The 24,797-nt window shown below is 63.0% G+C and carries 28 protein-coding genes; 12 read left to right on the forward strand and 16 right to left on the reverse strand.

Going from position 1 to position 24,797, the window contains the following annotated elements:
* Nucleotides 1-155: 155 nt before the first annotated feature.
* Genes alaS through AC07SZ_RS04330 form a run of 3 tightly spaced genes read left to right on the forward strand, consistent with a single transcriptional unit; the run spans nt 156 to nt 4,604 of the window.
* The gene (gene alaS / locus AC07SZ_RS04320) at nt 156-2,822 is read left to right on the forward strand and encodes an alanine--tRNA ligase (protein ID WP_494913396.1); all 2,667 of its coding nucleotides are present in this window, start codon (nt 156-158) and stop codon (nt 2,820-2,822) included.
* Nucleotides 2,823-2,832: 10 nt separating this feature from the next.
* Nucleotides 2,833-4,128 (forward strand): SDR family oxidoreductase, encoded by a 1,296-nt coding sequence (locus AC07SZ_RS04325; protein ID WP_494913397.1) that lies wholly within the window; start codon nt 2,833-2,835, stop codon nt 4,126-4,128.
* Nucleotides 4,125-4,604, forward strand: a complete 480-nt coding sequence (locus AC07SZ_RS04330; RefSeq protein ID WP_056562257.1) for a DUF2269 family protein — start codon at nt 4,125-4,127, stop codon at nt 4,602-4,604. Before AC07SZ_RS04325 ends, AC07SZ_RS04330 begins: the two co-directional genes overlap by 4 nt.
* Nucleotides 4,605-4,619: 15 nt before the next feature.
* Here AC07SZ_RS04330 and AC07SZ_RS04335 read toward each other — a convergent pair whose 3' ends face one another.
* Nucleotides 4,620-5,246, reverse strand: a complete 627-nt coding sequence (locus AC07SZ_RS04335; RefSeq protein WP_494913399.1) for a glutathione S-transferase family protein — start codon at nt 5,244-5,246, stop codon at nt 4,620-4,622.
* 80 nt (nt 5,247-5,326) lie between these two features.
* Entirely contained in the window at nt 5,327-6,538 is a 1,212-nt protein-coding gene (locus AC07SZ_RS04340) for an NADP-dependent isocitrate dehydrogenase (protein ID WP_172350807.1), read from the reverse strand.
* Between the two features lie 216 nt (nt 6,539-6,754).
* Here AC07SZ_RS04340 and AC07SZ_RS04345 point away from each other — a divergent pair, with 216 nt between their 5' ends.
* Together AC07SZ_RS04345 and murI are read left to right on the forward strand one after the other, a co-directional pair.
* Nucleotides 6,755-7,672, forward strand: coding sequence for an RNA methyltransferase (locus tag AC07SZ_RS04345; RefSeq protein WP_494913401.1), 918 nt, complete (start codon nt 6,755-6,757; stop codon nt 7,670-7,672).
* Complete coding sequence (murI, locus tag AC07SZ_RS04350; RefSeq protein WP_140767835.1) at nt 7,665-8,465, forward strand: glutamate racemase; 801 nt, start codon at nt 7,665-7,667, stop codon at nt 8,463-8,465. The genes AC07SZ_RS04345 and murI overlap by 8 nt, the downstream gene beginning before the upstream one ends.
* Here murI and AC07SZ_RS04355 read toward each other — a convergent pair.
* Nucleotides 8,462-9,844 carry an RNB domain-containing ribonuclease gene (locus AC07SZ_RS04355; RefSeq protein WP_494913403.1) on the reverse strand — a complete coding sequence of 461 codons (1,383 nt, stop codon included), beginning with the start codon at nt 9,842-9,844 and terminating at the stop codon, nt 8,462-8,464. The two genes, murI and AC07SZ_RS04355, sit on opposite strands and share 4 nt — an antisense overlap.
* A 129-nt stretch (nt 9,845-9,973) precedes the next feature.
* Here AC07SZ_RS04355 and AC07SZ_RS04360 point away from each other — a divergent pair, with 129 nt between their 5' ends.
* A complete protein-coding gene (locus AC07SZ_RS04360; RefSeq protein ID WP_056562242.1) occupies nt 9,974-10,162 on the forward strand; it encodes a DUF3008 family protein in 189 nt (62 codons plus the stop codon).
* Between the two features lie 87 nt (nt 10,163-10,249).
* Here AC07SZ_RS04360 and AC07SZ_RS04365 read toward each other — a convergent pair whose 3' ends face one another.
* Nucleotides 10,250-10,447 (reverse strand): hypothetical protein, encoded by a 198-nt coding sequence (locus AC07SZ_RS04365; protein WP_056562239.1) that lies wholly within the window; start codon nt 10,445-10,447, stop codon nt 10,250-10,252.
* Nucleotides 10,448-10,823: 376 nt separating this feature from the next.
* Here AC07SZ_RS04365 and rpsD point away from each other — a divergent pair, with 376 nt between their 5' ends.
* The 3 genes from rpsD to AC07SZ_RS04380 all read left to right on the forward strand — a co-directional run bounded on the left by rpsD (nt 10,824) and on the right by AC07SZ_RS04380 (nt 13,287).
* Nucleotides 10,824-11,441, forward strand: a complete 618-nt coding sequence (gene rpsD, locus AC07SZ_RS04370; protein ID WP_056562236.1) for a 30S ribosomal protein S4 — start codon at nt 10,824-10,826, stop codon at nt 11,439-11,441.
* Nucleotides 11,442-11,576: 135 nt separating this feature from the next.
* Entirely contained in the window at nt 11,577-12,464 is an 888-nt protein-coding gene (gene ttcA / locus AC07SZ_RS04375; RefSeq protein ID WP_494913404.1) for a tRNA 2-thiocytidine(32) synthetase TtcA, read from the forward strand.
* Nucleotides 12,454-13,287 carry an inositol monophosphatase family protein gene (locus tag AC07SZ_RS04380; protein ID WP_056562230.1) on the forward strand — a complete coding sequence of 278 codons (834 nt, stop codon included), beginning with the start codon at nt 12,454-12,456 and terminating at the stop codon, nt 13,285-13,287. The genes ttcA and AC07SZ_RS04380 overlap by 11 nt, the downstream gene beginning before the upstream one ends.
* A 22-nt stretch (nt 13,288-13,309) precedes the next feature.
* Here AC07SZ_RS04380 and AC07SZ_RS04385 read toward each other — a convergent pair whose 3' ends face one another.
* The 5 genes from AC07SZ_RS04385 to purL all read right to left on the reverse strand — a co-directional run bounded on the left by AC07SZ_RS04385 (nt 13,310) and on the right by purL (nt 18,441).
* On the reverse strand, nt 13,310-14,578 hold the full coding sequence (locus tag AC07SZ_RS04385; protein ID WP_494913405.1) for a multidrug effflux MFS transporter: 1,269 nt from the start codon (nt 14,576-14,578) through the stop codon (nt 13,310-13,312).
* Nucleotides 14,579-14,846: 268 nt separating this feature from the next.
* Nucleotides 14,847-15,182, reverse strand: a complete 336-nt coding sequence (grxD, locus tag AC07SZ_RS04390; protein ID WP_013895877.1) for a Grx4 family monothiol glutaredoxin — start codon at nt 15,180-15,182, stop codon at nt 14,847-14,849.
* A 154-nt stretch (nt 15,183-15,336) separates the two neighbouring features.
* A complete protein-coding gene (locus AC07SZ_RS04395) occupies nt 15,337-15,570 on the reverse strand; it encodes a BolA/IbaG family iron-sulfur metabolism protein (RefSeq protein ID WP_056562227.1) in 234 nt (77 codons plus the stop codon).
* A 118-nt stretch (nt 15,571-15,688) separates the two neighbouring features.
* Nucleotides 15,689-16,213 (reverse strand): hypothetical protein, encoded by a 525-nt coding sequence (locus AC07SZ_RS04400; RefSeq protein WP_056562225.1) that lies wholly within the window; start codon nt 16,211-16,213, stop codon nt 15,689-15,691.
* Entirely contained in the window at nt 16,210-18,441 is a 2,232-nt protein-coding gene (purL, locus tag AC07SZ_RS04405; protein WP_056562222.1) for a phosphoribosylformylglycinamidine synthase subunit PurL, read from the reverse strand. The genes AC07SZ_RS04400 and purL overlap by 4 nt, the downstream gene beginning before the upstream one ends.
* Before the next feature lie 254 nt (nt 18,442-18,695).
* On the opposite strand from purL, the gene AC07SZ_RS04410 reads away from it, so the two are divergent.
* Nucleotides 18,696-18,860, forward strand: a complete 165-nt coding sequence (locus tag AC07SZ_RS04410; RefSeq protein ID WP_171883315.1) for a hypothetical protein — start codon at nt 18,696-18,698, stop codon at nt 18,858-18,860.
* Nucleotides 18,861-18,876: 16 nt separating this feature from the next.
* On the opposite strand, the gene AC07SZ_RS04415 is transcribed toward AC07SZ_RS04410, so the two are convergent.
* On the reverse strand, nt 18,877-20,289 hold the full coding sequence (locus AC07SZ_RS04415) for an aminotransferase-like domain-containing protein (RefSeq protein WP_494913406.1): 1,413 nt from the start codon (nt 20,287-20,289) through the stop codon (nt 18,877-18,879).
* Between the two features lie 95 nt (nt 20,290-20,384).
* On the opposite strand from AC07SZ_RS04415, the gene AC07SZ_RS04420 reads away from it, so the two are divergent.
* Complete coding sequence (locus AC07SZ_RS04420) at nt 20,385-20,636, forward strand: DUF1127 domain-containing protein (protein WP_056562216.1); 252 nt, start codon at nt 20,385-20,387, stop codon at nt 20,634-20,636.
* Between the two features lie 8 nt (nt 20,637-20,644).
* Here the strand turns inward: AC07SZ_RS04420 and AC07SZ_RS04425 are convergent, their stop codons facing one another.
* From AC07SZ_RS04425 to purC, 6 genes are all read right to left on the reverse strand, one after another.
* On the reverse strand, nt 20,645-21,286 hold the full coding sequence (locus AC07SZ_RS04425) for a Pr6Pr family membrane protein (protein ID WP_494913408.1): 642 nt from the start codon (nt 21,284-21,286) through the stop codon (nt 20,645-20,647).
* A gap of 2 nt (nt 21,287-21,288) precedes the next feature.
* On the reverse strand, nt 21,289-21,696 hold the full coding sequence (locus AC07SZ_RS04430) for a hypothetical protein (protein WP_056562211.1): 408 nt from the start codon (nt 21,694-21,696) through the stop codon (nt 21,289-21,291).
* Nucleotides 21,693-22,358, reverse strand: coding sequence for a glutathione S-transferase family protein (locus AC07SZ_RS04435; protein WP_056565397.1), 666 nt, complete (start codon nt 22,356-22,358; stop codon nt 21,693-21,695). Before AC07SZ_RS04435 ends, AC07SZ_RS04430 begins: the two co-directional genes overlap by 4 nt.
* 70 nt (nt 22,359-22,428) lie before the next feature.
* On the reverse strand, nt 22,429-23,097 hold the full coding sequence (gene purQ, locus AC07SZ_RS04440; RefSeq protein WP_172373974.1) for a phosphoribosylformylglycinamidine synthase subunit PurQ: 669 nt from the start codon (nt 23,095-23,097) through the stop codon (nt 22,429-22,431).
* Nucleotide 23,098: 1 nt separating this feature from the next.
* Nucleotides 23,099-23,341: a phosphoribosylformylglycinamidine synthase subunit PurS gene (gene purS / locus AC07SZ_RS04445; RefSeq protein WP_027051636.1), complete on the reverse strand. Its 243-nt coding sequence runs from the start codon at nt 23,339-23,341 to the stop codon at nt 23,099-23,101.
* Nucleotides 23,342-23,370: 29 nt separating this feature from the next.
* On the reverse strand, nt 23,371-24,165 hold the full coding sequence (gene purC / locus AC07SZ_RS04450; protein ID WP_013532127.1) for a phosphoribosylaminoimidazolesuccinocarboxamide synthase: 795 nt from the start codon (nt 24,163-24,165) through the stop codon (nt 23,371-23,373).
* A gap of 275 nt (nt 24,166-24,440) precedes the next feature.
* On the opposite strand from purC, the gene AC07SZ_RS04455 reads away from it, so the two are divergent.
* Complete coding sequence (locus AC07SZ_RS04455) at nt 24,441-24,761, forward strand: DUF1476 domain-containing protein (protein WP_056562205.1); 321 nt, start codon at nt 24,441-24,443, stop codon at nt 24,759-24,761.
* Nucleotides 24,762-24,797: the final 36 nt, after the last annotated feature.

The raw sequence follows: 24,797 nt of genomic DNA on the forward strand, positions 1-24,797 counted from the left end.
CCGAGGTCGTTTTGGGCGACGTGCATTGGATTGGCCCAATTCCGTGTTTCTGGACAGGGTGCGGTGTGCCCGCTAAAAGGCCAAGTCAATCTTCTAAAAAGCAGAGACCAGTTTCCGCCGGCCGCGCCGGCGGTTTTCGCGAAAAGGCAGCAGTCATGAGTGGCGTGAACGAGATCCGGTCGACATTTCTCGACTATTTCCGCAAGGAGGGCCACGAGGTCGTGGCTTCGAGCCCGCTCGTGCCGCGCAACGATCCGACATTGATGTTCACCAATGCCGGCATGGTGCAGTTCAAGAACGTCTTCACCGGTTTGGAGAAGCGGACCTATTCGCGCGCCACCACTGCCCAGAAGAGCGTTCGCGCCGGCGGCAAGCACAACGACCTCGACAATGTCGGCTACACCGCGCGTCACCTGACCTTCTTCGAGATGCTCGGCAATTTCTCCTTCGGCGATTATTTCAAGGAGCGCGCCATCGAGCTTGCCTGGAACCTGATCACCAGGGAATTCGGGCTGAAGAAGGACAAGCTGCTGGTCACCGTCTACCACACCGACGATGAGGCGGCGGGCTTCTGGAAGAAGATCGCCGGTTTCTCGGACGATCGCATTATCCGCATCCCGACCTCGGACAATTTCTGGGCGATGGGCGACACCGGTCCTTGCGGGCCGTGCTCGGAAATCTTCATCGATCGTGGCGAGCACATCTGGGGTGGCCCTCCCGGCAGTCCCGAGGAAGACGGCGACCGGTTCCTTGAATTCTGGAACCTGGTGTTCATGCAATATGAACAGGTGACGAAGGACGAGCGCATCGACCTGCCGCGTCCTTCGATCGACACCGGCATGGGTTTGGAGCGCATGGCGTCCATCCTGCAGGGCGTGGAAAGCGTTTTCGAAACCGACCTGTTCCGTCACCTCATCGATGCGGCGTCTTCCGCGCTTGGGCGCGCGCCGGATGCCGAAACGGTGGCGTCCTATCGTGTCATTGCCGATCATTTGCGCTCGTCCTCCTTCCTGGTCGCCGACGGCGTGCTGCCGTCGAACGAAGGCCGCGGCTATGTGCTGCGCCGCATCATGCGCCGCGCCATGCGCCACGCGCAGCTGCTCGGCGCGAGCGAGCCGCTGATGTGGAAGCTGGTGCCGGCCCTGGTGCGCGAGATGGGCCAAGCCTATCCCGAATTGCTGCGCGGCGAACAGCTGATCACGGAAACGTTGAAGCTCGAGGAGACGCGCTTCCGCAAGACGCTGGTGCGCGGCCTCGGCCTGCTCTCCGAGGCGACGGACACGCTGCATGCCGGCGACATGCTGGATGGCGAAACGGCTTTCAAGCTCTACGACACCTACGGCTTCCCGCTCGACTTGACGCAGGACGCGCTACGCCAGCGCAACATCTCGGTTGATCTTGCCGGCTTCACCAATGCGATGGAGCAGCAGAAGGCCGAGGCGCGCAAACACTGGGCGGGATCTGGCGAGGCTGCCACCGAGACGGTGTGGTTTTCGGTGCGCGAAAAGACCGGTGCCACCGAATTCCTCGGCTACGAGACTGAAGCCGCGGAAGGCCTCATCCAGGCGCTGGTCCGGGACGGCAAGACCGTCGACAGCGCCGGCAAGGGTGACGCGGTTGCGGTGGTCGTCAACCAGACGCCATTCTATGGCGAGTCCGGCGGCCAGATGGGCGATACTGGCGTCATTTCGGGCGAAGGCTTCTCGATCGAGATCTCCGACACGCAGAAGAAGGCGGATGGGCTGTTCGTGCATCTGGGCAAGGTGGCGAGCGGCACGGTCAAGACGGGCGCTGCCGTTGAGCTCAAGGTCGACCATAACAGGCGCTCCAGGCTGCGCGCCAACCACTCCGCCACCCACCTGATCCATGAGGCGCTGCGCGAGGTGCTGGGCACCCATGTCGCGCAGAAGGGCTCGCTGGTCGCGCCGGAGCGCCTGCGCTTCGATATCTCGCACAACAAGCCGATTTCGGCCGAAGAGCTCGAAGAGGTCGAGCGCATGGCCAATGAAATCGTCGTGCAGAACGGCCCGGTGACCACGCGCCTGATGTCGGTCGACGACGCCATTGCCGAGGGCGCCATGGCGCTGTTCGGCGAGAAGTATGGCGATGAAGTGCGCGTCGTGTCGATGGGCACCGGGCTGCACGGCGCCAAGGCCAACCGGCCCTATTCGGTCGAGCTCTGCGGCGGCACCCATGTCAGGGCGACCGGCGACATCGGTCTGGTGCGCGTCGTTTCCGACAGCGCGGTTGCCGCCGGCGTGCGCCGTATCGAGGCATTGACCGGCGAGGCGGCCAGAAAACATCTCGACGAGCAGGATCGGCGTCTGAAGGCGACGGCAGCGACGCTGAAGATCTCGCCCGCCGACGTGCCGGCGCGCGTCGAGGCTTTGCTTGAGGAGCGCAAGAAGCTCGAGAAGGACCTCACCGAAGCGCGCAAGAAACTGGCGCTGGGCGGCGGTGCCGCGGCCGGCGCGCCCTCGGAGAACGAGACGGTCGCGGGCATCGGCTTCCTCGGCAAGGCCGTCTCCGGCGTCTCGCCGAAGGACCTGAAGCCGCTGGCCGATGCCGGCAAGACCTCGCTCGGCTCCGGCGTCGTCGTCTTCGTGGGTGCCGGTGAGGATAACAAGGCAAGCGTCGTAGTTGCCGTCACCGACGATCTCGTCGGCCGCTTCAGCGCTGTCGACCTGGTGCGCGTCGCCTCCGCCGCCTTGGGCGGGCAGGGCGGTGGCGGCCGGCCCGACATGGCCCAGGCCGGTGGCCCTGACGCCTCGAAGGCCAATGATGCGATTGCGGCGGTCAGGGCGGCACTCGAAGCCGCCTGAAAGCCGCGACATGAAAATACTCGTCCTCGGCGGCTATGGTTTGATCGGGGACGCCGTCATTGGCCGTTTGCTTCGCGACGGTCATCAGGTGACCGGTCTCGGTCGCGAAGTCGGGGATGCCGGGCGGCGCCGGCCGGCGGTTCGCTGGATCGCGGCGGACATGTCGAAACTGCTCGCCGCTGAAGACTGGCTGCCGGTGGTTGCGGGCATGGACGCGGTTGTCAACGCCGCGGGCGCCTTGCAGGACGGCCCGCGCGACCGTCTGGACGCCGTTCACCGGGGCTCGGTGGTGGCACTTGTCGCGGCTTGCGAACAGGCCGGTGTGCATCGCTTTGCGCAGATATCCGCGATCGGCGCCGATCTCGCTTCGCCAAATCCTTTCTTCAGCACCAAGGCGCAAGGCGACAAAGCCGTCGCAAGCTCATCCCTGGAGTGGACCATTCTGCGGCCGGGCCTTGTGATCGCGCCCGCCGCCTATGGCGGCACGGCGCTTCTGCGTGCCCTTGCGGCATTCCCTGGTTTTATTCCGGCCGTCATGCCGCGCCAACCGATCCAGACTGTATCGGTCGCCGATGTTGCCGAAGCGGTGTCGCGCGCGGTCGCCGGATCGCTGCCACCCCGACTTGCCATCGATCTCGTCGAGGGCAATGCCAGATCTCTCTCCGATGTTCTGCTGTCCTTTCGCGCATGGCTTGGTCTGCCGCAAGCACGGGTCATGCCGATGCCGGCCATCCTTGGCCGGTTCGCCAGTGTCGTTGCCGATGCCGTTGGCGTCCTTGGTTGGCGCTCTCCTCTACGCAGCTCGGCACTTGCCGCGCTGGCGGACGGCATCACAGGCAATGCCCGGTCCTGGAATGCCGTTTGCGACCATCCGCTTCAGCCGCTGGAGGCAACGCTGGCCGATATGCCGGCACATGCTCAGGAACGATGGTTCGCGCGCCTTTGGCTGGCGAAGCCTGTTATCTTCGCTTGCCTGTCTCTGTTCTGGCTCGTTTCGGGCATCATTGGCATGATCCGGCAAGATCAGGCCGCGGACATTCTCGCCTCACGCGGTGTGTCGGTGGATTTCGCGCATATTTGCGTTCTGGTCGGCAGCGCCGCGGATATCGTCGTTGGCGCGGCGGTTCTGGTCCGGCCTTTCGCCAAGCCCGCGCTGCTGGCGATGATTGCGATCACACTCTCCTATCTGGCGGGGGCGACGCTTTTTGTTCCAAGTCTATGGCTTGATCCACTGGGTCCGCTGGTCAAGACGATACCCGGGCTTTGCCTGGTGCTGGTGGCGCTCGCGGTGCTGGACGAGCGATGAGCCTCTGGGCTGACATATTGCGCTGGGCGCATGTCATCGGCGGCACGGTTCTGTTCGGCACCGGTGCCGGCATCGCCTTCTTCATGCTGATGGCGCAACGCAGCGGCCGCGCCGATATCGTCGCCCATGTCGCGGGTACTGTCGTCATCGCCGACACCATTTTTACGGCGACCGCCGTCATCGTGCAGCCAATCACGGGCGTGTTGCTGGCGCAAGCGGTTGGCTGGCCGCTCTCCGAAGGCTGGATTGTGCTGTCCTTGCTGCTTTATGTCGTGACCGGTCTGTTCTGGCTGCCGGTGGTCTGGATTCAGATTCGGATTCGGAATCTGGCGCGGCAGGCGGCCATCGAAAACGTGGCACTGCCCGCCGAAGAGAAGCGCCTGTTTCGCATCTGGTTTGCTTGCGGCTTCCCGGCTTTCGCCGCCGTGCTTGCCATTCTCTGGCTGATGGTCACAAGGCCCGAGATAGGGTTTTAGCCGGGCCACCGGCTCTCAATCGGCCTTTTCGGTCACGCCAAAGGCCTGTCTGTCAGTGATCCGATCCCACCACGCCTGAATCTCGGCAAACCCGGCCATCAGCTTTTGCCCGTCGGCAGCCTTCAGGAAATAGGCGATGATCGGCGCCGCATGCAGGTCGGCCAGCGTCACCTGATCGCCGAGCAGCCACGGTCCGGGAACCTTGAGTGCGGTGAGCACCCTGAGGACCGTTTCCGCCTGGCTCAGGCCATCGGCGATCAGGCTCTCATCCGGCTCCGCCTTTTCCAGCCGCTCGACGGCGACGTCCCAGACCATGGCGCGATAGCCATAGGCGTCGAGCATGCCTGTCATCTGGCCCATCCTGGCGCGGCCGCGCGGATCGGCGGGCTGCAGCGCCGGGCCGTCGAAAGCCTCGTCGACATAGCGCGCGATGGCGTTCGTCTCGAAGAGCCGAAACCCGTCATGCTCGAAGGCCGGGATGCGGCCGAACGGGTGATGTTCGAGATACCAGGACGGGATGCCTTCGGCTGCGAAGATGTCGAGCGGTATGAGTTCGTAGCCGACGCCTTTTTCCTCCAGCGTCATCCGCGCTATGCGCACGTAAACGCTATAGTCCGCTCCGTAGAGGATTGGCTTGGTCATGCTACCGGCCCTTCGTCGCTTCATCGGCCCAAAAAACGAAGGCTCCTTTCGGAGCCTTCGGCATGTGGAGCTGCGAGTACTTACGCCATCGCCTTCTGCAGATTCTCGTCGATCTTGTCGAGGAAGCCGGTGGTCGAGAGCCAAGGCTGGTCCGGGCCGATCAACAGCGACAGGTCCTTGGTCATGAAGCCGCTCTCGACAGTCTGGATGCAGACCTTCTCCAGCGTCTCGGCAAAGCGCTTCAGCTCGGCATTGTCGTCGAGCTTGGCACGGTGCGCGAGGCCGCGCGTCCAGGCGAAGATCGAGGCGATCGAATTGGTAGAGGTTTCCTCGCCCTTCTGGTGCTGGCGATAGTGGCGGGTGACGGTGCCGTGCGCGGCTTCAGCTTCCACCGTCTTGCCGTCCGGCGTCATCAGAACCGAGGTCATCAGGCCGAGCGAGCCGAAGCCTTGCGCCACCGTGTCGGATTGCACGTCGCCGTCATAGTTCTTGCAGGCCCAGACATAGCCGCCCGACCATTTCAGGCTGGAGGCCACCATGTCGTCGATCAGCCGGTGCTCGTACCACAGCTTCTTCGACTTGAACTCTGCCTCGAATTCAGCCTCGTAGACCTCCTGGAAGATGTCCTTGAAGCGGCCGTCATAGGCCTTGAGGATGGTGTTCTTGGTCGAGAGATAGACCGGATAGTTGCGCAGCAGGCCGTAATTCAGCGAGGCGCGCGCGAATTCGCGGATCGACTCGTCGAGATTGTACATGGCCATGGCGACACCGGCGCCGGGCGCGTCGAACACGTCGTGCTCGATCACCTGGCCGTCCTCGCCGACGAACTTGATCGTCAGCTTGCCCTTGCCGGGGAAGCGGAAATCGGTGGCGCGATACTGGTCGCCGAAGGCGTGACGGCCGACGATGATCGGCTTGGTCCAGCCGGGCACCAGGCGCGGCACGTTCTTCATGATGATCGGCTCGCGGAAGATGGTGCCGCCGAGGATGTTGCGGATGGTGCCGTTCGGCGACTTCCACATCTTCTTCAGCTTGAACTCCTCGACGCGCTGTTCGTCCGGGGTAATGGTCGCGCATTTCACACCGACGCCGTATTTCTTGATGGCGTTGGCCGAATCGATCGTCACCTGGTCGTTGGTGGCGTCGCGATGCTCGATGCCGAGGTCGTAATATTCCAGCTTCAGGTCGAGATAAGGGTGGATCAGCTTGTCCTTGATGAACTGCCAGATGATGCGGGTCATCTCGTCGCCGTCGAGTTCGACGACCGGGTTCGCCACCTTGATCTTCGCCATGGAAAGAATGCCTCGTTGCTGGGATATGGGACGGCCTTGCCCGCGTGGCGTTCGGCCGGGAGATGCCGCCCGTATATCAAAGGGTTTTTGGCCGCGCAAACGGCGATCGGTCACGAATGCGAGGCAATGGCCGCCGTCATTTGCGAATGCTTCATTTTCGCGGCCGAATATGGCAGGGGACGCTGAAATGCCGCAAACAGCAGTTCTTTGACAATCATGCCCGTCACCAAAGGTCCCGATAACATCCCACCCGCCGGCCCGGCGATCATCCTGGTCGAGCCGCAGCTTGGCGAGAACATCGGCATGGTTGCACGCGCCATGGCCAATTTCGGCCTGGTCGAACTGCGCCTTGTCAATCCGCGCGACGGCTGGCCGAGCGAGAAGGCGCGCGCCGCCGCCAGCCGCGCGGACCATGTCATAGACGCCGTGAAAGTGTTCGACGATCTTGCCTCGGCGCTTGCCGATTTGAATTTCGTTTTCGCCACCACCGCCAGGCAGCGCGACGGCTTCAAGGCCGTGCGCGGCCCCGTGGAAGCGGGCAGGGTGCTCCGCGCCCGCCACGGTATGGGGCAGCGCACTGGCATCCTGTTCGGCCGCGAGCGCTTCGGTCTCTACAATGACGAAGTCGGGCTTGCCGACGAGATCGTCACCTTTCCCGTCGATCCCGATTTCTCCTCGCTCAACATCGCCCAGGCCGCGCTGCTGATGTCCTATGAGTGGATGAAGTCAGGCCTGGAGGACGAGACCAAGACCAACTTCACCGGGCCGGAGATGAAACCGGCCAGCAAGGAAGAATTGCACGGCCTGTTTGCCTATCTCGAAGGCGCATTGGAAGCGCGCGGCTATTTCCGGCCAGCGCCGAAGAAGCCGAAAATGGTCGACAATCTGCGTGCCGTGCTGACGCGTGCCGGCTTTGCCGAACCGGAGCTCAAGGTGCTGCGCGGCATCATCTCGTCCCTCGACAGGTTCTCGCCGGCGATGCCGCGCGGCGACGGCTCGCCGGGCGATGATCCCAGGCGGCTTCCGGCCGCCGCGCGCGCCGGCAAGGCAGAAGCCGATCGCCCGGCGCACCGGCCTGCCGGTGACGATGAGGACGCACCGCCGCTGGGCGGCAAGGGAACCGACAATGACTGACCTGCCGATCCTGATGTTCGATTCCGGCGTCGGCGGGCTGACCGTGTTGCGCGAGGCACGCGTGCTGATGCCGGACCGGCGCTTCATCTATGTCGCGGACGACGCCGCCTTTCCCTTCGGCGCCTGGGAAGAACCGGCGTTGCGCACCCACATACTCGATCTCTTCGCCAAGCTGCTCGACAGGTTCACGCCGGCGATTTCCGTCATCGCCTGCAACACCGCCTCGACGCTGGTGATCGACGCCTTGCGCGATGCCTTTCCCGGTCATCCCTTCGTCGGCACCGTGCCTGCGGTCAAGCCGGCGGCGGAGCGCACCCGCTCGGGCCTGGTCTCGGTGCTGGCGACGCCGGGCACGGTGAAGCGTCAATACACACGCGACCTGATCAGCAAGTGGGCGCAGAAATGCCATGTCCGCCTTGTTGGCAGCGACAGGCTGGCGGGTCTTGCGGAAGTCTATATGCGCGAGGGCTTTGTCGACGAGGAGGCCGTGCGGGCCGAGATCGCGCCTTGCTTCATCGAGCGTGACGGTATGCGGACCGATATCGTCGTGCTCGCCTGCACGCATTATCCGTTCCTGGTCAATCGCATGCGCAAGACGGCGCCCTGGCCGGTCGACTGGATCGATCCGGCCGAAGCGATCGCCCGGCGGGCGCTCTCACTGCTGCCGCTCGTCGATGGGGCGCTGCCGCAAGGCGAACCCGATATCGCGGTCTTCACCTCGGGCAAGGCCGATTTCGCCGTCAGCCGGCTGATGCAGGGCTTTGGACTGGTGGTGGAAACGTCCGCCGCTTAAACAGGCTCGAAGACGATGCTGCGTTGATCCGGATCGGCCGAGGCCAGCCTTAACGTCAGGCTGTCGCCCTGTCTTAACCCGGTGGCCTTTACCGTGGCAACGACTGGCATGTCGGCAAGCTGAACGCGTACGCCATGGTCGACGAAGTCGGTAACTGCGGCTTTGAACGTTTCCCCCTCGCGTCCCCTGAGCATGACCGCCTCTGCAAGGTCGATGGCCGCATGGTTGATCTGCGAAGCGCGGCTATCCGCACGCCCCATCACCTTCGGCAATTTGGTGAACGCATCGGTGACAGGTTGCGGCACGGACTGGCCGTTGGCGATTGCCAGCGCGCAGCGCACGACATAGCGATCGGCCAGCCGCCTGAGCGGCGCGGTGGCATGGGCATAGGTCGCGGCCATCGCCTCATGCCAGGGAACGACACCTTCCTGGTAGGGCTGGTAGGATGCGCCGTTGCCGGCGCGGCGGATTTCCAGCATCAACGCAGCCTGTTTCGGGTCAGCCGGATCGAGCGTGCGCTGGTAGTCGCGCAGGCTGGTTGAGGCGGGCCAGGACAGGTCGAGCGCCTGCGCCGCGTTGCGAAGTCTCTGCACCTTGGACGCGTCCGGCCCGGACATCACGCGGAACAGCCCGGTCTTGTGCGCAAACATGGCGTCGGCGATCGCTATGTTGGCAGCCAGCGAAAGCGCGGCATTGTCCTGTTCGGATTGCAGGAGCGGTCTGAAGGACAGCCGGAATGTGCCATCGGCGAGCCTTTCAACCTCCTGCTCGGGTGGGTCGACACGTGACGCGCCACGACGTTTTTCGTTCATCGCCATGCGCCGCGCCATTTCAGCGAAGCCGGCCGGAACGTCGGAAGCCTTGACGCTGTCATAGGCGAGCTTCGCACGGCTTCGAATGATTGCCCGCTCCGCGCCGTCCAACTTCGCCGCGCCGTCTTCGGCGACCCGGACGGTGAAGATGACAGCAGGACGCGGTCCATCCGGCAACAGGCTCGCCGCACCCTCGGCAAGTGCCGGCGGGTAGAGTCCGGCCTTGCCGTCCGGCAAGTAAAATGTCTCGCCCCGCGTCCAGGCTTCGAGGTCGATCGCGTCACCGTCCTCGACGAACCAGGCCACGTCGGCAATGGCATAGCGCAGCAGAAGATCGCTGCCGCTCGCCTCGATCGAGAACGCCTGGTCAAGGTCGGTGGAGGTTGCCGGATCGAGCGTAACGAAGGGCATGTCCGTTCGATCGGCATGCTGGTTCGGCACACGTCGGGCCGCCGCCTCCGCAGCGGCCATGACCTCAGCCGGAAATCCATCCGGCACGTGGAATTCGGTGCGGATTTTCGTCAGGCCGGAGGAGAGAGCTTGTGAGGGGTCTGTCAGAGACTTCATCCAGCCGTCCTACACTGGAGTTCCGGACACGGAAAGGCCGCGAATTGATCCCGGCGAGGAACTGGACCACTGGCGCTGGAACTGCCGCACAAGCGCGGCGTTTCTTCTGACAGAAGAGGAGAAACCGCCATGCCTGCCACCTCGAAAGCCCAGCAGAAAGCCGCCGGCGCCGCGCTCTCCGCCAAGCGCGGCGAGACCAAAAAGAGCGAACTCAAAGGCGCCTCACGCGAAATGTACGAATCGATGAGCGAACAACAACTCGAGGAATTCGCCGAGACGAAGCGCAAAGGTCTGCCGGAGAAAAAATCCAAGGACTGAGGGCTTAGAGCCGGGCTCCGGCACTCATTGAATGAAAAAGGGCCAGCGACAGTTCGCTGGCCCTCGGAGATTGCTGGACTGTTCGCCTTACCAGCGGTGGCAACGCCGCACCTTCTGCACGATCACCTTGCGATGGCCGTGCCGCCACACCACCCGCTTCTTGACGATGACGCGGCAGACCTGTTTATGGCCCTGCCAATGGCGCGCCATCGCCGGCTCCGGCGCAACCGCCATAGATCCGGCCAGTACCGCGGCACCGGCCAGGGTAAGGAAGAACTTCTTCATGCTAATTGGACTCCTCTAGCTCCAGATCCCTTCCTGGTGCCGTTGGCGCAAACCTCCCGCCCACATCCGGCATCGCATAACGCCGGGAACGCTATAGGGTTGCGTTGCGCCGCGCCACTCACAAGCTTGACACCGGTTAAATCTCGGTTTAACCAGCCGCCAACGCCGGGCAGCGATGTCCGGTGTTTGTTTTATATGCGCAAGACCGGTTGCCTTGGTTGTTTCTGGTTTTGTTTGAACTGACGTGTCCCGTGGGTTTTCCGCCGCGTTGCGTGGGAAAACCCTGTCAGGTCTCGAAAACGGAGGCCAGAGGAGGGCGCGTTTCCTTCACCCGGGCCATGAGGTGCCGGGTGTGTTGTTTTGAAAAGGGAATGCGATGAGCAAGCGCGAATCCGCGAAATACAAGATCGACCGCCGTCTCGGCGAAAACATCTGGGGCCGCCCGAAGTCCCCGGTCAACAAGCGTGAATACGGCCCGGGCCAGCATGGCCAGCGCCGCAAGGGCAAGCTTTCCGACTTCGGCCTGCAGCTGCGCGCCAAGCAGAAGCTGAAGGGTCACTATGGCGACGTTTCGGAAAAGCAGTTCCGCAAGGTCTATGAAGAGGCCGACCGCCGCAAGGGCGACACCTCGGAGAACCTGATCGGCCTGCTCGAATCGCGTCTCGACGCGGTCGTCTACCGCGCCAAGTTCGTGCCGACCATTTTTGCTGCCCGTCAGTTCGTCAACCACGGCCACATCAACGTCAACGGCAAGCGCGTCAACATCGGCTCGTACCGCTGCAAGCCGGGCGACGTCGTCGAAGTGCGCGAGAAGTCGAAGCAGCTGGTCATCGTCCTGGAATCGGTCGGCCTCGCCGAGCGTGACGTTCCGGACTACATCGAAGCCGATCACAATAAGATGGTCGCGACCTTCTCACGTATTCCCGGCCTTGCGGACGTTCCGTTCGCGGTCCAGATGGAGCCGAACTTGGTCGTCGAATTCTATTCGCGCTAAGCGAACGCTTTTCTGCGATATCGGAAAGGCCGCCCTCGAGGCGGCCTTTTTGTTTGGCGCATCCGCTTTGCCGTTTCGATTTTCCGGCCGATGCGCTAATCCGGGCGGAAGTCACATCTCCGGGGCCGCCGCGCCATGAATATGCTGCCAGACATCGAGACGCTTGAACCTGTTGCCGAAGGCGGCTCCCACCCGCTGTTCGCCGATGTGCCATCCTCGGTCGAGTTCAACAAATTGCGCAAGCGGCTGCTGCGGCTGACTCGCCAGGCGATCGAGGATTTTTCGATGGTGGAGCCGGGCCAGCGCTGGCTGGTCGCGCTGTCGGGCGGCAAGGATTCCTACGGCCTGCTCGCTATCTTGCTCGATCTCAAATGGCGCGGGCTGCTGCCGGTCGATTTGCTGGCCTGCAATCTCGACCAGGGCCAGCCGAACTTTCCCAAGCACATCCTGCCGGACTACCTCAACGCCAATGGCATTGCGCACCGCATCGAGTACCAGGACACCTATTCGGTCGTCACCGACAAGCTGCCGCAGGGAAGTACCTATTGCTCGCTCTGCTCGCGGCTGCGGCGCGGCCATCTCTACCGCGTCGCGCGGGAAGAGGGCTGTTCGGCGCTGGTGCTCGGCCATCACCGCGAGGACATTCTAGAGACCTTCTTCATGAACCTGTTCCATGGCGGCCGCCTCGCCGCCATGCCGCCAAAACTGCTCAATGACGAAGGCGACGTCATGGTGCTGCGGCCGCTGAGCTACAGCGCCGAGATCGATCTCGAAAAATTCGCCGCGGCGATGCGGTTCCCGATTATCCCTTGCGACCTTTGCGGCAGCCAGGAAGGCCTCCAGCGCAATGCCATGAAGGCGATGCTGGATGACATCGAAAAACGCATGCCCGGCCGCAAGGACACGATGACCCGTGCGCTGTCCAACACCAGGCCGTCACATCTGCTCGACAGGAAACTGTTCGATTTTGCCGCCCTGAACCAAACCCTCATCACAGGACAAGACACTTCCGATGACATTTGACGACAACGAGATCGACTGGCTGGCCAGCCTGCTGGCCGAGGCGGCCGACACCGAAATCATGCCCCGCTTTCGCCGGCTGGGCGGTGGCGACATCAGACAGAAGACCTCCGCCGCCGACCTGGTGACGGAAGCGGACGTCAACGCCGAGCGGCTGATCACCGTTAGGCTGCGCCAGCGTTATCCCTCGGCCATGGTTGTCGGCGAGGAAGCCTGTTCCGACGACCCGGCGCTGCTCGACGGTCTGGGTGATGCCGATCTGGCCTTCGTCATAGACCCGGTTGACGGCACCTTCAATTTCGCCTCAGGGGTGCCGCTGTTTGGTGTCATGCTTGCCGTCGTGGTCCAGGGCGAAACCGTCGCCGGCATCATCCACGATCCGGTCGGCAAGGACTGGCTGATCGGCGCCAAGGGCGCCGGCAGCCATATCCGCCATGCCCACGGCACGCTCGAGCGGGTGCGGGTTGCCGCGAGTGCGCCGATCTCGGAGATGACCGGCGCGGTCTCATGGCAATACATGGCCGAGCCGGACCGTACGCGGCTGGCCTGCAACCAGACCAAGACGCTGTCGCAGTTCAACTACCGCTGCGCCGCCCATGAATACCGCTTGCTAGCCAGCGGTCACGGCCATTTCGTCGTCTACAACAAGCTGATGCCGTGGGATCATCTCGCCGGTGCGCTGATCCATGCCGAAGCCGGCGGCCATGCCGCGCGCTTCGACGGCAGCCCTTACCTGCCGTCGCATGTCGGCGGCGGCCTGCTGGTCGCTCCCGACAAGGAGAGCTGGCGTGAACTGCGTCGCGAGCTGTGGGCTGAGCAGGCTTAACTCCCGCGGCGGACGGCAAGATCTAGTGCAGGTCGGTTATATGCCCTGAAACGGGTGGGTTGTGCGGCTGGAACATCTTGCCGCGCTCGGCGATGAGGATCATCAGCAGCGCCGCGACCGAGACGCTGCAGAAGCCGGCGGCAAGCGGCGTCACCGTGCCGTTGAACGCCTGGCCGATCAGCGTGCCGAGAATGCCGCCGAGGAACGTCTGCATGAAACCCAGGATGGACGACGCGGTGCCGGCCAGTTGGCCGAGCGGCTCCATGGCCAAGGCGTTGAAATTGGCACCGAGCGCGCCGAAGGGAAGCATGGCGCTGGCAAAGAAGGTGACGAACAGCCAGAGCGGCATCTTGATTTCCAGCGAAACGACCAGCCAGACCAGGCTGATGACCAGAAACAAAAGCAGCGCGCTTTGCGACAGCCGGCGCATGCCGATACGGCCGACAAGGCGCGAATTCAGAAAATTGGAGAAGGCGAGCACGCCCGCGACCCCGGCGAAGATGACGGGGAACATCTCGCCGACATGGAAGATGTCGACATAGATCTGCTGTGCCGAGGCGATGAAGCCGAACATGGCAGCGAAGACGAAGGTGCTGGCAAAGGCGTAGCAGAGCGCGATGCGATTGGTGAGCACGATGCGGAATCCGCCGACGACGGAGGAGAACGTCAGGGACCGGCGATATTCGGGGTGCAGCGTTTCAGGCAGCCGCACCAGCGACCACGCCGACACGATCAGCGCGCCGACGGCCATGGTAACGAAGATGTAGTGCCAGGTCGCGAACAGCATGATGAACTGGCCGATGCCGGGCGCGATGACCGGTATCGCCATGAACACCATGAAGATCAGCGACATGACTTCGGCCATGCGCCGGCCGTCGAATGTATCGCGCACGATCGAGACCGCGATGACGCGCGTGGCGGCCGCGCCAATGCCTTGCACGGAACGACATATCAGCAGCGTTTCAAAGCTCGGCGCGATGGCCGCGGCGGCCGCTGCCGCCACGTAGATGATCAGACCCGCGACAAGCGGCGAGCGGCGGCCGAAACGATCCGATATCGGTCCGAAGAACAGCTGGCCGCCACCAAAACCCAGAATGTAGGCGGTGACCACATATTGCCGGTGGTTTTCATTCTCGACGCCGAGCGAGGCGCCGATCTGCTGCAGCGCTGGCAGCATGATGTCGATGGCCAGGGAATTCAGCGCCATTAGCGCCGCGCACAGCGCAATGAACTCCCAGCGCGGAATAGGCAGTTTGCTTGCCGATTGCGGCGCTGATGATTGCTGATCCACGGCAAGTCCGATCTTCTAGAGCAATTCCAGGAAAAGTGTGGGCGGTTTTCCCGGGACAAGCGCGTAGCGCTTGCCCTTGGGAATTGCGTCAAAACAGAGATTTAGAGCGGTTCGCCGTTTCCATGAAACGGTGAAACGCTCTAAAACAAAAATGCGCCGGCGGGCCGGCGCATTGGCTCGTCTTGGTCCCGATATCGGGACATAAAAATTGCCGAGGCGGGGCTACCCGATACTCAGCGCGGTCGCTGCGACGGACCTGAAACCGAAATCAGGCGGCGCCTTTGACGCTCACGCCCTTTTCGACCAGGAAGGTCTGCAACTCGCCGGCCTGGAACATCTCGCGGATAATATCGCAGCCGCCGACGAATTCGCCCTTGACGTAGAGCTGCGGGATCGTCGGCCAGTTGGAGTAGTCCTTGATGCCTTGGCGCAGTTCAGCCGAGTCCAAGACATTCACGCCTTTGTAGTCGGCGCCGATATAGTCGAGGATCTGGACAACCTGGCCGGAGAAACCGCATTGCGGAAAACCGGGCGTGCCCTTCATGAAAAGGACGACGTCGTTGCCCTTCACTTCATTGTCGATGTAGTCGTTGATACCGCTCATGGAACATCCTTTCACGCCTGTGGGAGTCAGGCTCGAAGCATGTCTTTCAAATAAACCCATAGGTTGCCCGAAACAAGACATTAGCCGCGCCATGGCCGAAATGGCGCAAAGGATGGGCGGTATTGGGCCAAGCGGGTATGGGCTGGAACTGCTCTCAGTCGGGGACGCTGGTCTGCAGGGCAAGCGCGTGCAGCACGCCGCCCATATTGCCCTTCAGCGCGTCATAGACCATCTGGTGCTGCTGGACGCGGCTTTTTCCGCGAAAGCTCTCGGCGACGACTTCCGCCGCGTAGTGGTCGCCATCGCCGGCGAGGTCGCGGATCGTCACGCGGGCATCCGGTATGCCGTCCTTGATCAGTTTTTCTATGTCGCGGGCGTCCATTGCCATTGCAGAATTCCTGTTTCGGGCGGGCGGCAACGCGCCCGTGCGATGAGAGTCGGGGTAAACCTAAAGCCTTTCCGGCCGGGATTGAAGCCGTTCCGTCCGGCACTGGCGCGATTGTCACCTAGGCCGCGTTCTCGTCCGGACGGTTCGCATCGGCCGCAGGGTCGTCTTCGCGCATCGAGAAGGCGCGGCCGAGGCTGAAGACCAGCACGTAGAGGGGGAGGTTGACCGCCAGATTGGCGATCGGCAAATAGCTGGTCATTTTCCAAGCGGGCGAGAAAAACGGTTGGCCGTAACCATCGCAGGCCAGCGAAGAGCCATACTCCCACAGGGCTCCGAGGACTGCCGCGACGGCGAAAAGCTTGATGCAGGTGACGATGTGCCTCGTCCGGGCCGGATCCGGCAAAAGCCGGCTCCAGAGCACCAGGCAGGCGATCGGAACCGCATAGAGGAGGGTCTGCAGGGCCAGCATCGGAAGCGTGCCATTGGCCGCGCCAAGGAACTCGGCGCGCGTTTCCAGCCTGGTGCAAACCTCGCTCGATGTCGTCGACAGCAGGAAGAAGACGAACGGCCCGAGAAACCAGAAGAAGAACAGCGACGGCCAGAAGACGACTGCGAGCAGCGCCCGGGCAGCCAGTGTGCTCAACTGGCCTGGTCCATGAAGCGCGGGAACCAGCCTTCGTGGACGGCGGTCAGGTCGCTGACAGGGATTGCCCTGCCATCGCCAAGCTTCAACGCATCGCCGCCGGTCGAGCCGATCCACGGCGCGAAGATGCCGAGTTCGCCCTGCTGCTTGCGGATGGCGTCCCATTCCTCGCCATGCGGGTCGATCGACAGCGTCAGGAGATAGCGGCCCTGGTCCTCGCCGAACCAGACCGGGATCGGATCCGTCCCGACAAGGCCGGGAACGGTCGCGCCGATGCCGGACGCCATCGCCATTTCGGCTAGCGCCACGGCGATGCCGCCATCGGAAACGTCATGCGCCGCGGTGACGATGCCGGACGCGATCAACGAACGCACGTGGTCGCCGACGCGCTTCTCATGAGCGAGGTCGACCGGCGGCGGCGGACCGTCCGTGCGGCCATGGATGTCTCTGAGATAGACCGACTGGCCAAGATGCGTTCCCCAGGCGGCGGGGGCGCCGACCAGCAGGATCATCTGGCCCTGCGCGGCAAAGCCGATCCGCACCATCTTCGACCAGTCTGATATCAGGCCGACGCCGCCAATGGTCGGTGTCGGCAGGATACCCTGGCCGTTGGTCTCGTTGTAGAGCGAGACATTGCCGGACACGATCGGAAAGCCGAGCGCGCGACAGGCATCGCCGATGCCCTTCACCGCCCCGACCAGCTGGCCCATGATCTCGGGCCGCTCCGGGTTGCCGAAATTGAGGTTGTCGGTGGCCGCCAGCGGCACCGCGCCGGTGGCGGTCAGGTTTCGCCAGCATTCGGCAACCGCCTGCTTGCCGCCCTCATAGGGATCGGCCTCGCAATAGCGCGGCGTCACGTCGGACGAGAAGGCAAGCGCCTTGGTCGCATGGCCTTCCACCCGCACCACGCCGGCATCGCCGCCCGGGAGCTGCAGCGAATTGCCCTGGATCAGCGTGTCGTACTGCTCCCACACCCAGCGGCGCGAGGACAGGTCCGGGCCGCCGAGCAGTTTCAGCAGCGTGTCCGCAACATCGGCCTGCGGAACGTCATTGGCGGCAAGCGGCGCCGGCTTCTTCGGCTCGATCCATGGCCGGTCATATTCCGGCGCCTTGTCGCCGAGATCCTTGATCGGCAGGTCGGCGACCTGGTCGCCTTGATGCAGGACGCGGAAGCGCAGGTCATCGGTGGTCTTGCCGACGATGGCGAAGTCGAGGCCCCATTTGTGGAAGATCGCCTCGGCTTCCTTTTCCTTCTCGGGGCGCAGCACCATCAGCATGCGCTCCTGGCTTTCCGACAGCATCATCTCATAGGCGCTCATGCGCTCTTCGCGCACCGGCACCTTGTCGAGGTCGAGCTCGATGCCGAGGTCGCCCTTGGCGCCCATCTCGACCGCCGAACAGGTGAGGCCGGCCGCGCCCATGTCCTGGATGGCGATGACGGCACCCGAGGCCATCAGTTCGAGGCAGGCCTCCAGCAGGCATTTTTCGGTGAAGGGATCGCCGACCTGCACGGTCGGGCGCTTCTCGTCGATCTTGTCGTCGAACTCTGCCGAGGCCATGGTGGCGCCGCCGACGCCGTCGCGGCCGGTCTTGGCACCGAGATAGACGACCGGCAGGCCGACGCCCTTGGCTTCCGAGAGGAAGATGGCGTTGGTCTTGGCGAGACCGGCGGCAAAGGCGTTGACCAGGATGTTGCCGTTGTAGCGGGCATCGAAATTGACCTCGCCGCCGACCGTCGGCACGCCGAAGGAATTGCCGTAGCCGCCGACGCCCGACACCACGCCGGCGACGAGATGCCTGGTCTTGGGGTGGTCGGGGGCGCCAAAGCGCAGCGCGTTCATCGCCGCGATCGGTCGCGCGCCCATGGTGAAGACGTCACGCAGAATGCCGCCGACGCCGGTCGCCGCGCCCTGGTAGGGCTCGATGAAGGAAGGGTGGTTGTGGCTTTCCATCTTGAAGACGACGCAGTCGCCATCGCCAATATCGACGACGCCGGCATTCTCGCCCGGTCCCTGGATGACCTGGGGCCCGGTGGTCGGCAGCGTGCGCAGCCACTTCTTCGAGGATTTGTAGGAGCAGTGCTCGTTCCACATCGCCGAGAAGATGCCGAGTTCGGTGAAGCTGGGTTCGCGTCCGACGAGATCGAGGATGCGCTGATACTCGTCGGGCTTCAGCCCGTGGGCGGCGATGAGCTCGGGGGTGATCGGCACGGAATTGGAAATGGTCATGGGCGGCGATTAATGTCCATGGAAGCGGGGATTTTGAGTCTCCTCTTATCGCAAGCTTTGCGGCCGATACACCCGTCGACCGAGGAAAAAGACAGAAAGCAACAAGGTGAAGACCAGGGCAGGCCCGCACCAGGGTCTTTCCGGGCGCCCATCGGGCCATCTTCGGGGCGAGACCGCACGAGGAAGGCAAAGCCGAATGCGGAACGCTATGATGTCCCGGCCGTTACGTCTCCGACCATTCAGGAGATCGCACCATGGCTACCAGGCAAGGCAAGAAAGACAACCGCCTCTCGGACAAGGAGGCCATGCGTATCGCGGAGACCACCGACGTTTCACCCGGGCAGGCCAAGGAACTGGCCGAAAAGCACGGCAAGGACAAGGCCAAGGAGGAAGCCAGCAACTTCAAGGCCGAAGGCTGATCCGGGCCCAGCGCTCTCAGGAGAAGCTGTCGTAGCCGGCACGGCCCTCATCGAGAAGCCGACGCAGGACCGAAACGCCGTTGGCGACATCGCCGCGCTGCCTCGGCTGCGAAACGCCGAAGCGGACGCCGTGAAAGACCTGTTCGGAGCGGCCAGCCTTGAACTCGTCTTCGTCGTCGATCAGCACGCCGTGTTCGAGGCAGGCATTCTTGAATGTGCCGGAAAGCCACGGATCGGGCAAAGTCAGCCAGACAAAGGGCACCTTGTCGTGTGACTTGAACGCGAAGCCGGCCAGCGTCTCGCGCACGATCGCGATGCGGGCGCTGATTTCAGCGATGCTGCGCTTGCGGATTTCGCCGGCCTGACCAGAGAGCACCAGGCGGGCATTCACCTCCGCCAACAGGAAGGGCATGCCGCCGGTCATCATCTTGTGGGCGACACGGATACGGTGGCGATAGGCGGGCGGGCAGGAGAGCCAGCCGCCGCGCACGCCGGCCGCCACCGATTTCGACAGGCCGCTGGCGACGATGGTGCGTTCGGGCGCGAATTCGGCAAGCAGCGGTGTCGGGTCATCGGTGAGGTTGCCGTAGAGGTCATCCTCGATCAGGACGACATTGTATTCGCGTGCTATCCCCGCAATTGCCTCCCGGCGCGCCGCCGACAGCGTCACCAGTGTCGGATTCTTGGCCGTCGGCATCAGGAAGATCATCCTGGGATGTTTTTGCGCGCAGACGCGCTCGAAATCCTCGGGATCGAGACCTTCGTCGTCCGACGCCACCAGCGCGGTGCGCCGGCCGATCAACCCGGCACTGCGGGAAATCTGAGAATAGGTGAGGTGTTCGAAGGCGACGTAGTCGCCGGGCGTGGTGAGTGCGGCGATCGCCGCCATCACCGCGGCATGGGTGCCGAGCGTCGGAACGATGCTGTCGACCGCTGGGCGCAAGGAGTTGCGCGACAGCCAGCGGGCGCCGGCTTCGTACCAGCGGGTTGGAAAATCGCGCGTATAGCTTGAAATCTCGTGAGGATGATCCTGCGCGGTGCGCGACAGCACATCGGCAACAATGGTGCCCTGGCCGACATCGGGTGCCGCCGTGCTGTCGAAACGCAGCTTGTCCTGCGGCGCATCGACGGTGCGGGTGCCTTCCACGCTGACGTCGGGCGCTTCCGGCTTCGCGCCGTCGGCGTGCTGGCCAAGCACATAGGTTCCACGGCCCACTTCGCCGCTCACCAGCCCGCGCTCGCGCAGCAATTGGTAGGCCCTGCCGACCGTGCCGACGGTGGCGCCGATGTCGTAGGCGAGGTCGCGCTGTGGCGGCAGTTTTGTTCCGGCACCGATCACGCCCTGGTCGATGCCCGCTTCGATGGAGTCCGCAAGGCGTTGATAGAGCGGTCCGGTGCTGGCGGTGAGATCTGGAAGCCAATTTGTCATGGTGACAATTTTCTATATTGCACCGAAATCTGAGTCAATACATATCAATCGCGCACCAAAAAGGGGGTGCAATTAATAATTTTGGCAGAAAGAAAATGGATACAATCGCGACAATCCGTCCTTCAAGAGTAGCATTTGCAGGCCAGGCGCTCCGCCCGTCGGGTCGTCGCGGCTTTGTCAACCGCCTGGTGCGGGTGGCCGGTTCGCTGGCGCGATGGATAGACCATTTGCTGGAACGCCGGCGCAGCCGGCTGGCATTGCTGGAAATGACCGACGATCAGCTCAAGGATATCGGCATCTCGCGCTGCGACGCCCACCGTGAAGGTATCAGGCGTTTCTGGGAATAGGTCCGATCCTACCGGACGCTGTTGGTCCTGAGACGCGCGACGCCGCGATCGGCCAGAACGGCAACGACGCATATCACCAGAAATAGCGCGGTGATGGCCAGCGCAGCAATGGCGACACTGGTTGCGCCGTTCTTGGCAACATCAAGGAAGGGGTAGGGCACCTCGCCGGCGAACGGCGCCCTCGCCAGCGCATAGGCCAGGTAGGCGATGGGATAGAGCACCCACCAGGAAATGTCGCTCCATCTCGTTCTACCGTCGGCACCTGATATCAGCCACCACAGCACGAACACAACCGGCGTCACGTAATGCAGCAGCACATCGCAGAGCAGGAACAGGCCCTGCGGCTGCCACAGACGCGCCAGAACGGTGGCGTAGACGATGAGGACCAGGGCGATCGACACGGCGACCCCAGCGCGCATCCGGGGGCCGGCGAAGGCGGGTAGCCACGCGTAGCCGCTGGATGACAGCAGCGAGGTATGGACCAGCACCGCGCCGATGTTGGTCAGGATGGTGAAGAAACTGAAATAGAACACGATCGAGCCGAGCAGGCTGCGGCCGGCTTCCATCGACGCTGGAATCGTGAGGCAGAATTGCAGGACAAGGCCGGCCAGACCGATGGCCAGACCCGCTACCTGCAGGAAGCGGCCCATCGTCAGGCGGTCGCTGCGCAGGCCGGATTACCGGCTTGCCAGCGCGCAATATCCGAACCGATGCGTGCGCCGAGCGGGTCGTTCATCAACGGTCCGAACACGTCGACGCGGCTCGAATTGCCTTGCGCCTGCACGACCAGCAATGGCTTTCCGCCATAGTGCTTGGCCGGCACCAAGAGGAAACGCGGCGTGCCGCTGAAGGAATTCAGCTCATTGGCCATCTGATATTGCCTGAAGGCCGGGTCCTTGCTGGCGATCCAGCATTTGTGGGCGGCGATTGCGACCTGCTCCATGGCCAACAGTGACGCACTCTTGCCCGAGGGCACAGGCGTGCTTTTCGGGGTCGATTGGCACGATGTCAGAACAAGGCCTGCGGCGGCGACGAGAACGATCGTCTTGCTCTTGATCAAGCGGCACCCATCTCGAGTTCGGACAGAAAGATTTTCAGGCCGTCGGTCATCTCGCCCCATACGCGCGACAAGGCTGGATGCTGCGACGCGATCTGCTCATAGGCATCGAATTTGGGATAGGCGTCGAGCAGGTCTTGGCGGCCCGTCATGGCGCGGAAATTGTTGAAGATGAACCGGGTCGGCGTCAGCCAGGCATCGGCGAAGCTGATGTCGTTGCCGAGGGCGAAGGGGCCCTGCGCCATGCGCGCCTCGATCGCCGCCAACCCGTCGTGCAGGCGTGCGAATTGGGCGTCGATCTCGGCATTGTTGCGCTTCGGCACGGAATGCAGTTCGAAAAGCTTCATCGTCGGCGTCAGCACGTCGAGATCGGTGATGCGGGCGAACATGCGCACCAGCGCGCGGTCCTTGGAATCGGGTGGCAGCAGCGCCGGTTCCGGAAACCGTTCCTCGAGATATTCGGCGATGACCACCGATTCGACGATGGTTTCGCCCGAGCCGGTGATCAGCACCGGAATCCGGTTCATCGGCGAGATGGCGCGAAACTCCTCGGGGATCGGAAAACCCGGCGGCGGCGCGATGATCTTGAGCGGTACGTCCTTGATATAGGCCAGCGCGCGCACGATCGACGAGTAGGGCGACAACGGCCGCGAATAGAGTTTCATGACCGTCTCTCTCCCCAGAGCAATGGACTTGATGTCCTTGTCATTTTTACCGCATTCGCGGCTGAACTCGTCAAGCGGCGATACCGAGCGCACCTTCGAAGAGTGCACGGCCGTCGCTGCCGCCATGGGCGGCTTCGATCAGGTTTTCGGGATGTGGCATCAGGCCGAGCACATTGCCTTGGTCGTTGATGATGCCGGCAATGTCGTTGATCGAACCGTTGGGGTTTGTGCCTTCCGCATAGCGGAACACCACCTGGCCTTCGCCTTCGACGCGGGCGAGCGTCTCTGTGTCGGCAAAATAGTTGCCGTCATGGTGCGCCACCGGCGAGCGGATGATCTGGCCCGGCTGATAGCGGCGAGTGAACATGGTGTTGGCGTTGGTGATCTGCAGTTTTACCTGCCGGCAAACGAATTTCAGCGAACTGTTGCGCATCAAGGCACCCGGCAGCAGGCCGGCCTCGACCAGGATCTGAAACCCGTTGCAGACGCCGATGACCATCACGCCCTTGGCCGCCTTTTCAGCGACAGCCCGCATGACCGGCATGCGCGCGGCGATGGCGCCACAGCGCAGATAGTCGCCGAAGGAAAAGCCGCCGGGAATGGCGATCAGGTCGACATCGGGGATTTCAGTGTCAGTCTGCCAGACGGTGGCTGGCGCCTTGCCGGAAATCTTGGTCAGCGCCGCGATCATGTCGCGGTCGCGATTGAGGCCAGGCAGGAGGACAACGGCTGATTTCACGTTAGGCGATCTCCACCGCGTAATTCTCGATCACCGTGTTCGCCAGCAGCTTGTCGCACATGGCTTTCAGGTCGGCTTCGGCCTTGGCCTTGTCGCTTTCCGCCAGTTCGACGTCGAACACCTTGCCCTGCCGCACCGCGCCGACGCCATCAAAGCCAAGCCCCGACAGCGCGTGTTCGATCGCCTTGCCTTGCGGGTCGAGGACGCCGTTCTTGAGAGTGACGGTAATGCGAGCCTTGATCATACTGGGGAGGTTCCTGTTCGAATTCTCGGTTAGTGCGGCTTACCCTTGAGGCCGTCGGTCGAGGCGACGAGCACTGGGCCGGTCGGGCGTGGCGGCTCGTTCTCGTTCATGATGCCGAGGCGGCGGGCGACTTCCTGGTAGGCTTCGACAAGGCCGCCCATGTCGCGGCGGAAACGGTCCTTGTCGAGCTTGTCCTGCGTCGCCACATCCCACAGGCGGCAGGAATCCGGCGAAATCTCATCGGCGACGACGATGCGCATCATGTCGCCCTCGAACAGGCGGCCGCACTCGATCTTGAAATCGACGAGCTGGATGCCGACGCCCATGAACAGGCCGGAGAGGAAATCGTTGACGCGGATGGCGAGCGCCATGACATCGTCGATCTCCTGCGGGGAGGCCCAGCCGAACGCCGTAATGTGCTCTTCCGACACCATCGGATCGTCGAGCGCGTCGGCCTTGTAGTAGAACTCGATGATCGAGCGCGGCAGAACGGTGCCTTCCTCGATGCCGAGGCGCTTCGACAGCGAGCCGGCGGCGACGTTACGCACCACCACTTCGAGCGGGATGATCTCGACTTCCTTGATCAGCTGCTCGCGCATGTTGAGCCGGCGGATGAAGTGGGTCGGAATGCCCATGCGGTTCAAATGATTGAAAATGTACTCGGAAATCCGGTTGTTGAGCACGCCCTTGCCATCGATGACCTCGTGCTTCTTCTTGTTGAACGCGGTTGCATCGTCCTTGAAGAACTGGATCAGCGTACCGGGTTCGGGTCCCTCATAGAGGATCTTGGCCTTGCCTTCATAAATGCGGCGGCGATTTTTCATCTGATTTTTTCTCTGGATTTGCGGGCAGGCGGCAAGCGACCGGTTCCTGTCCGTCCGCCTAAATTAGTGCGGCGACGGCGGGGTTCAATGCCGGGTCTATCCCAATCACATCGTTTGCTCAATCGGCAAATCCTTCCAATCAACCGCTTTCGGGACTGAAATGCCGCAGCGCAGCATATGACGAAGCGTATTGACCGGCTCGCGACCTTTTGGTTTGTGCTTCGGCAACACACATATCACCTTGCCAACGAATCGGATTTGACCGGAGGGACGCCATGAGCAGCATGAAAGACCGCGAAGAGGGCTTCGAGCGCAAATTTGCATTCGACGAGGAGCTTCGGTTCAAGGCTTCGGCGCGCCGCAACAAGGCGCTCGGCCTGTGGGCCGCCGAAAAGCTCGGAAAGTCGGGTGCGGATGCCGACGCCTACGCCAAGGAAGTGGTTGTTTCCGATATCGAGGAAGCCGGCGACCACGACGTGTTCCGCAAGATCCGCAAGGATTTCGATGCCGCCGGCGTCGATCAGTCGGACCATCAGATCCGCCGCACCATGGACGAACTGATGGCGCAGGCGATCGAGCAGATCAAAAACACCTGATCCGGGCCGGAGCAGGTTCCGCAAGAATGTCCCACG

It is taken from the genome of Mesorhizobium sp. GW821-FHT07A06, from assembly GCF_059419085.1.

Coding starts and splice junctions, on each gene's coding strand:
- alaS (WP_494913396.1), top strand. CDS start 156: ATGAGTGGCGTGAACGAGATCCGGTCGACATTTCTCGACTATTTCCGC.
- AC07SZ_RS04325 (WP_494913397.1), top strand. CDS start 2,833: ATGAAAATACTCGTCCTCGGCGGCTATGGTTTGATCGGGGACGCCGTC.
- AC07SZ_RS04330 (WP_056562257.1), top strand. CDS start 4,125: ATGAGCCTCTGGGCTGACATATTGCGCTGGGCGCATGTCATCGGCGGC.
- AC07SZ_RS04335 (WP_494913399.1), bottom strand. CDS start 5,246: ATGACCAAGCCAATCCTCTACGGAGCGGACTATAGCGTTTACGTGCGC.
- AC07SZ_RS04340 (WP_172350807.1), bottom strand. CDS start 6,538: ATGGCGAAGATCAAGGTGGCGAACCCGGTCGTCGAACTCGACGGCGAC.
- AC07SZ_RS04345 (WP_494913401.1), top strand. CDS start 6,755: ATGCCCGTCACCAAAGGTCCCGATAACATCCCACCCGCCGGCCCGGCG.
- murI (WP_140767835.1), top strand. CDS start 7,665: ATGACTGACCTGCCGATCCTGATGTTCGATTCCGGCGTCGGCGGGCTG.
- AC07SZ_RS04355 (WP_494913403.1), bottom strand. CDS start 9,844: ATGAAGTCTCTGACAGACCCCTCACAAGCTCTCTCCTCCGGCCTGACG.
- AC07SZ_RS04360 (WP_056562242.1), top strand. CDS start 9,974: ATGCCTGCCACCTCGAAAGCCCAGCAGAAAGCCGCCGGCGCCGCGCTC.
- AC07SZ_RS04365 (WP_056562239.1), bottom strand. CDS start 10,447: ATGAAGAAGTTCTTCCTTACCCTGGCCGGTGCCGCGGTACTGGCCGGA.
- rpsD (WP_056562236.1), top strand. CDS start 10,824: ATGAGCAAGCGCGAATCCGCGAAATACAAGATCGACCGCCGTCTCGGC.
- ttcA (WP_494913404.1), top strand. CDS start 11,577: ATGAATATGCTGCCAGACATCGAGACGCTTGAACCTGTTGCCGAAGGC.
- AC07SZ_RS04380 (WP_056562230.1), top strand. CDS start 12,454: ATGACATTTGACGACAACGAGATCGACTGGCTGGCCAGCCTGCTGGCC.
- grxD (WP_013895877.1), bottom strand. CDS start 15,182: ATGAGCGGTATCAACGACTACATCGACAATGAAGTGAAGGGCAACGAC.
- AC07SZ_RS04395 (WP_056562227.1), bottom strand. CDS start 15,570: ATGGCAATGGACGCCCGCGACATAGAAAAACTGATCAAGGACGGCATA.
- purL (WP_056562222.1), bottom strand. CDS start 18,441: ATGACCATTTCCAATTCCGTGCCGATCACCCCCGAGCTCATCGCCGCC.
- AC07SZ_RS04410 (WP_171883315.1), top strand. CDS start 18,696: ATGGCTACCAGGCAAGGCAAGAAAGACAACCGCCTCTCGGACAAGGAG.
- AC07SZ_RS04415 (WP_494913406.1), bottom strand. CDS start 20,289: ATGACAAATTGGCTTCCAGATCTCACCGCCAGCACCGGACCGCTCTAT.
- AC07SZ_RS04420 (WP_056562216.1), top strand. CDS start 20,385: ATGGATACAATCGCGACAATCCGTCCTTCAAGAGTAGCATTTGCAGGC.
- AC07SZ_RS04425 (WP_494913408.1), bottom strand. CDS start 21,286: ATGGGCCGCTTCCTGCAGGTAGCGGGTCTGGCCATCGGTCTGGCCGGC.
- AC07SZ_RS04435 (WP_056565397.1), bottom strand. CDS start 22,358: ATGAAACTCTATTCGCGGCCGTTGTCGCCCTACTCGTCGATCGTGCGC.
- purS (WP_027051636.1), bottom strand. CDS start 23,341: ATGATCAAGGCTCGCATTACCGTCACTCTCAAGAACGGCGTCCTCGAC.
- purC (WP_013532127.1), bottom strand. CDS start 24,165: ATGAAAAATCGCCGCCGCATTTATGAAGGCAAGGCCAAGATCCTCTAT.
- AC07SZ_RS04455 (WP_056562205.1), top strand. CDS start 24,441: ATGAGCAGCATGAAAGACCGCGAAGAGGGCTTCGAGCGCAAATTTGCA.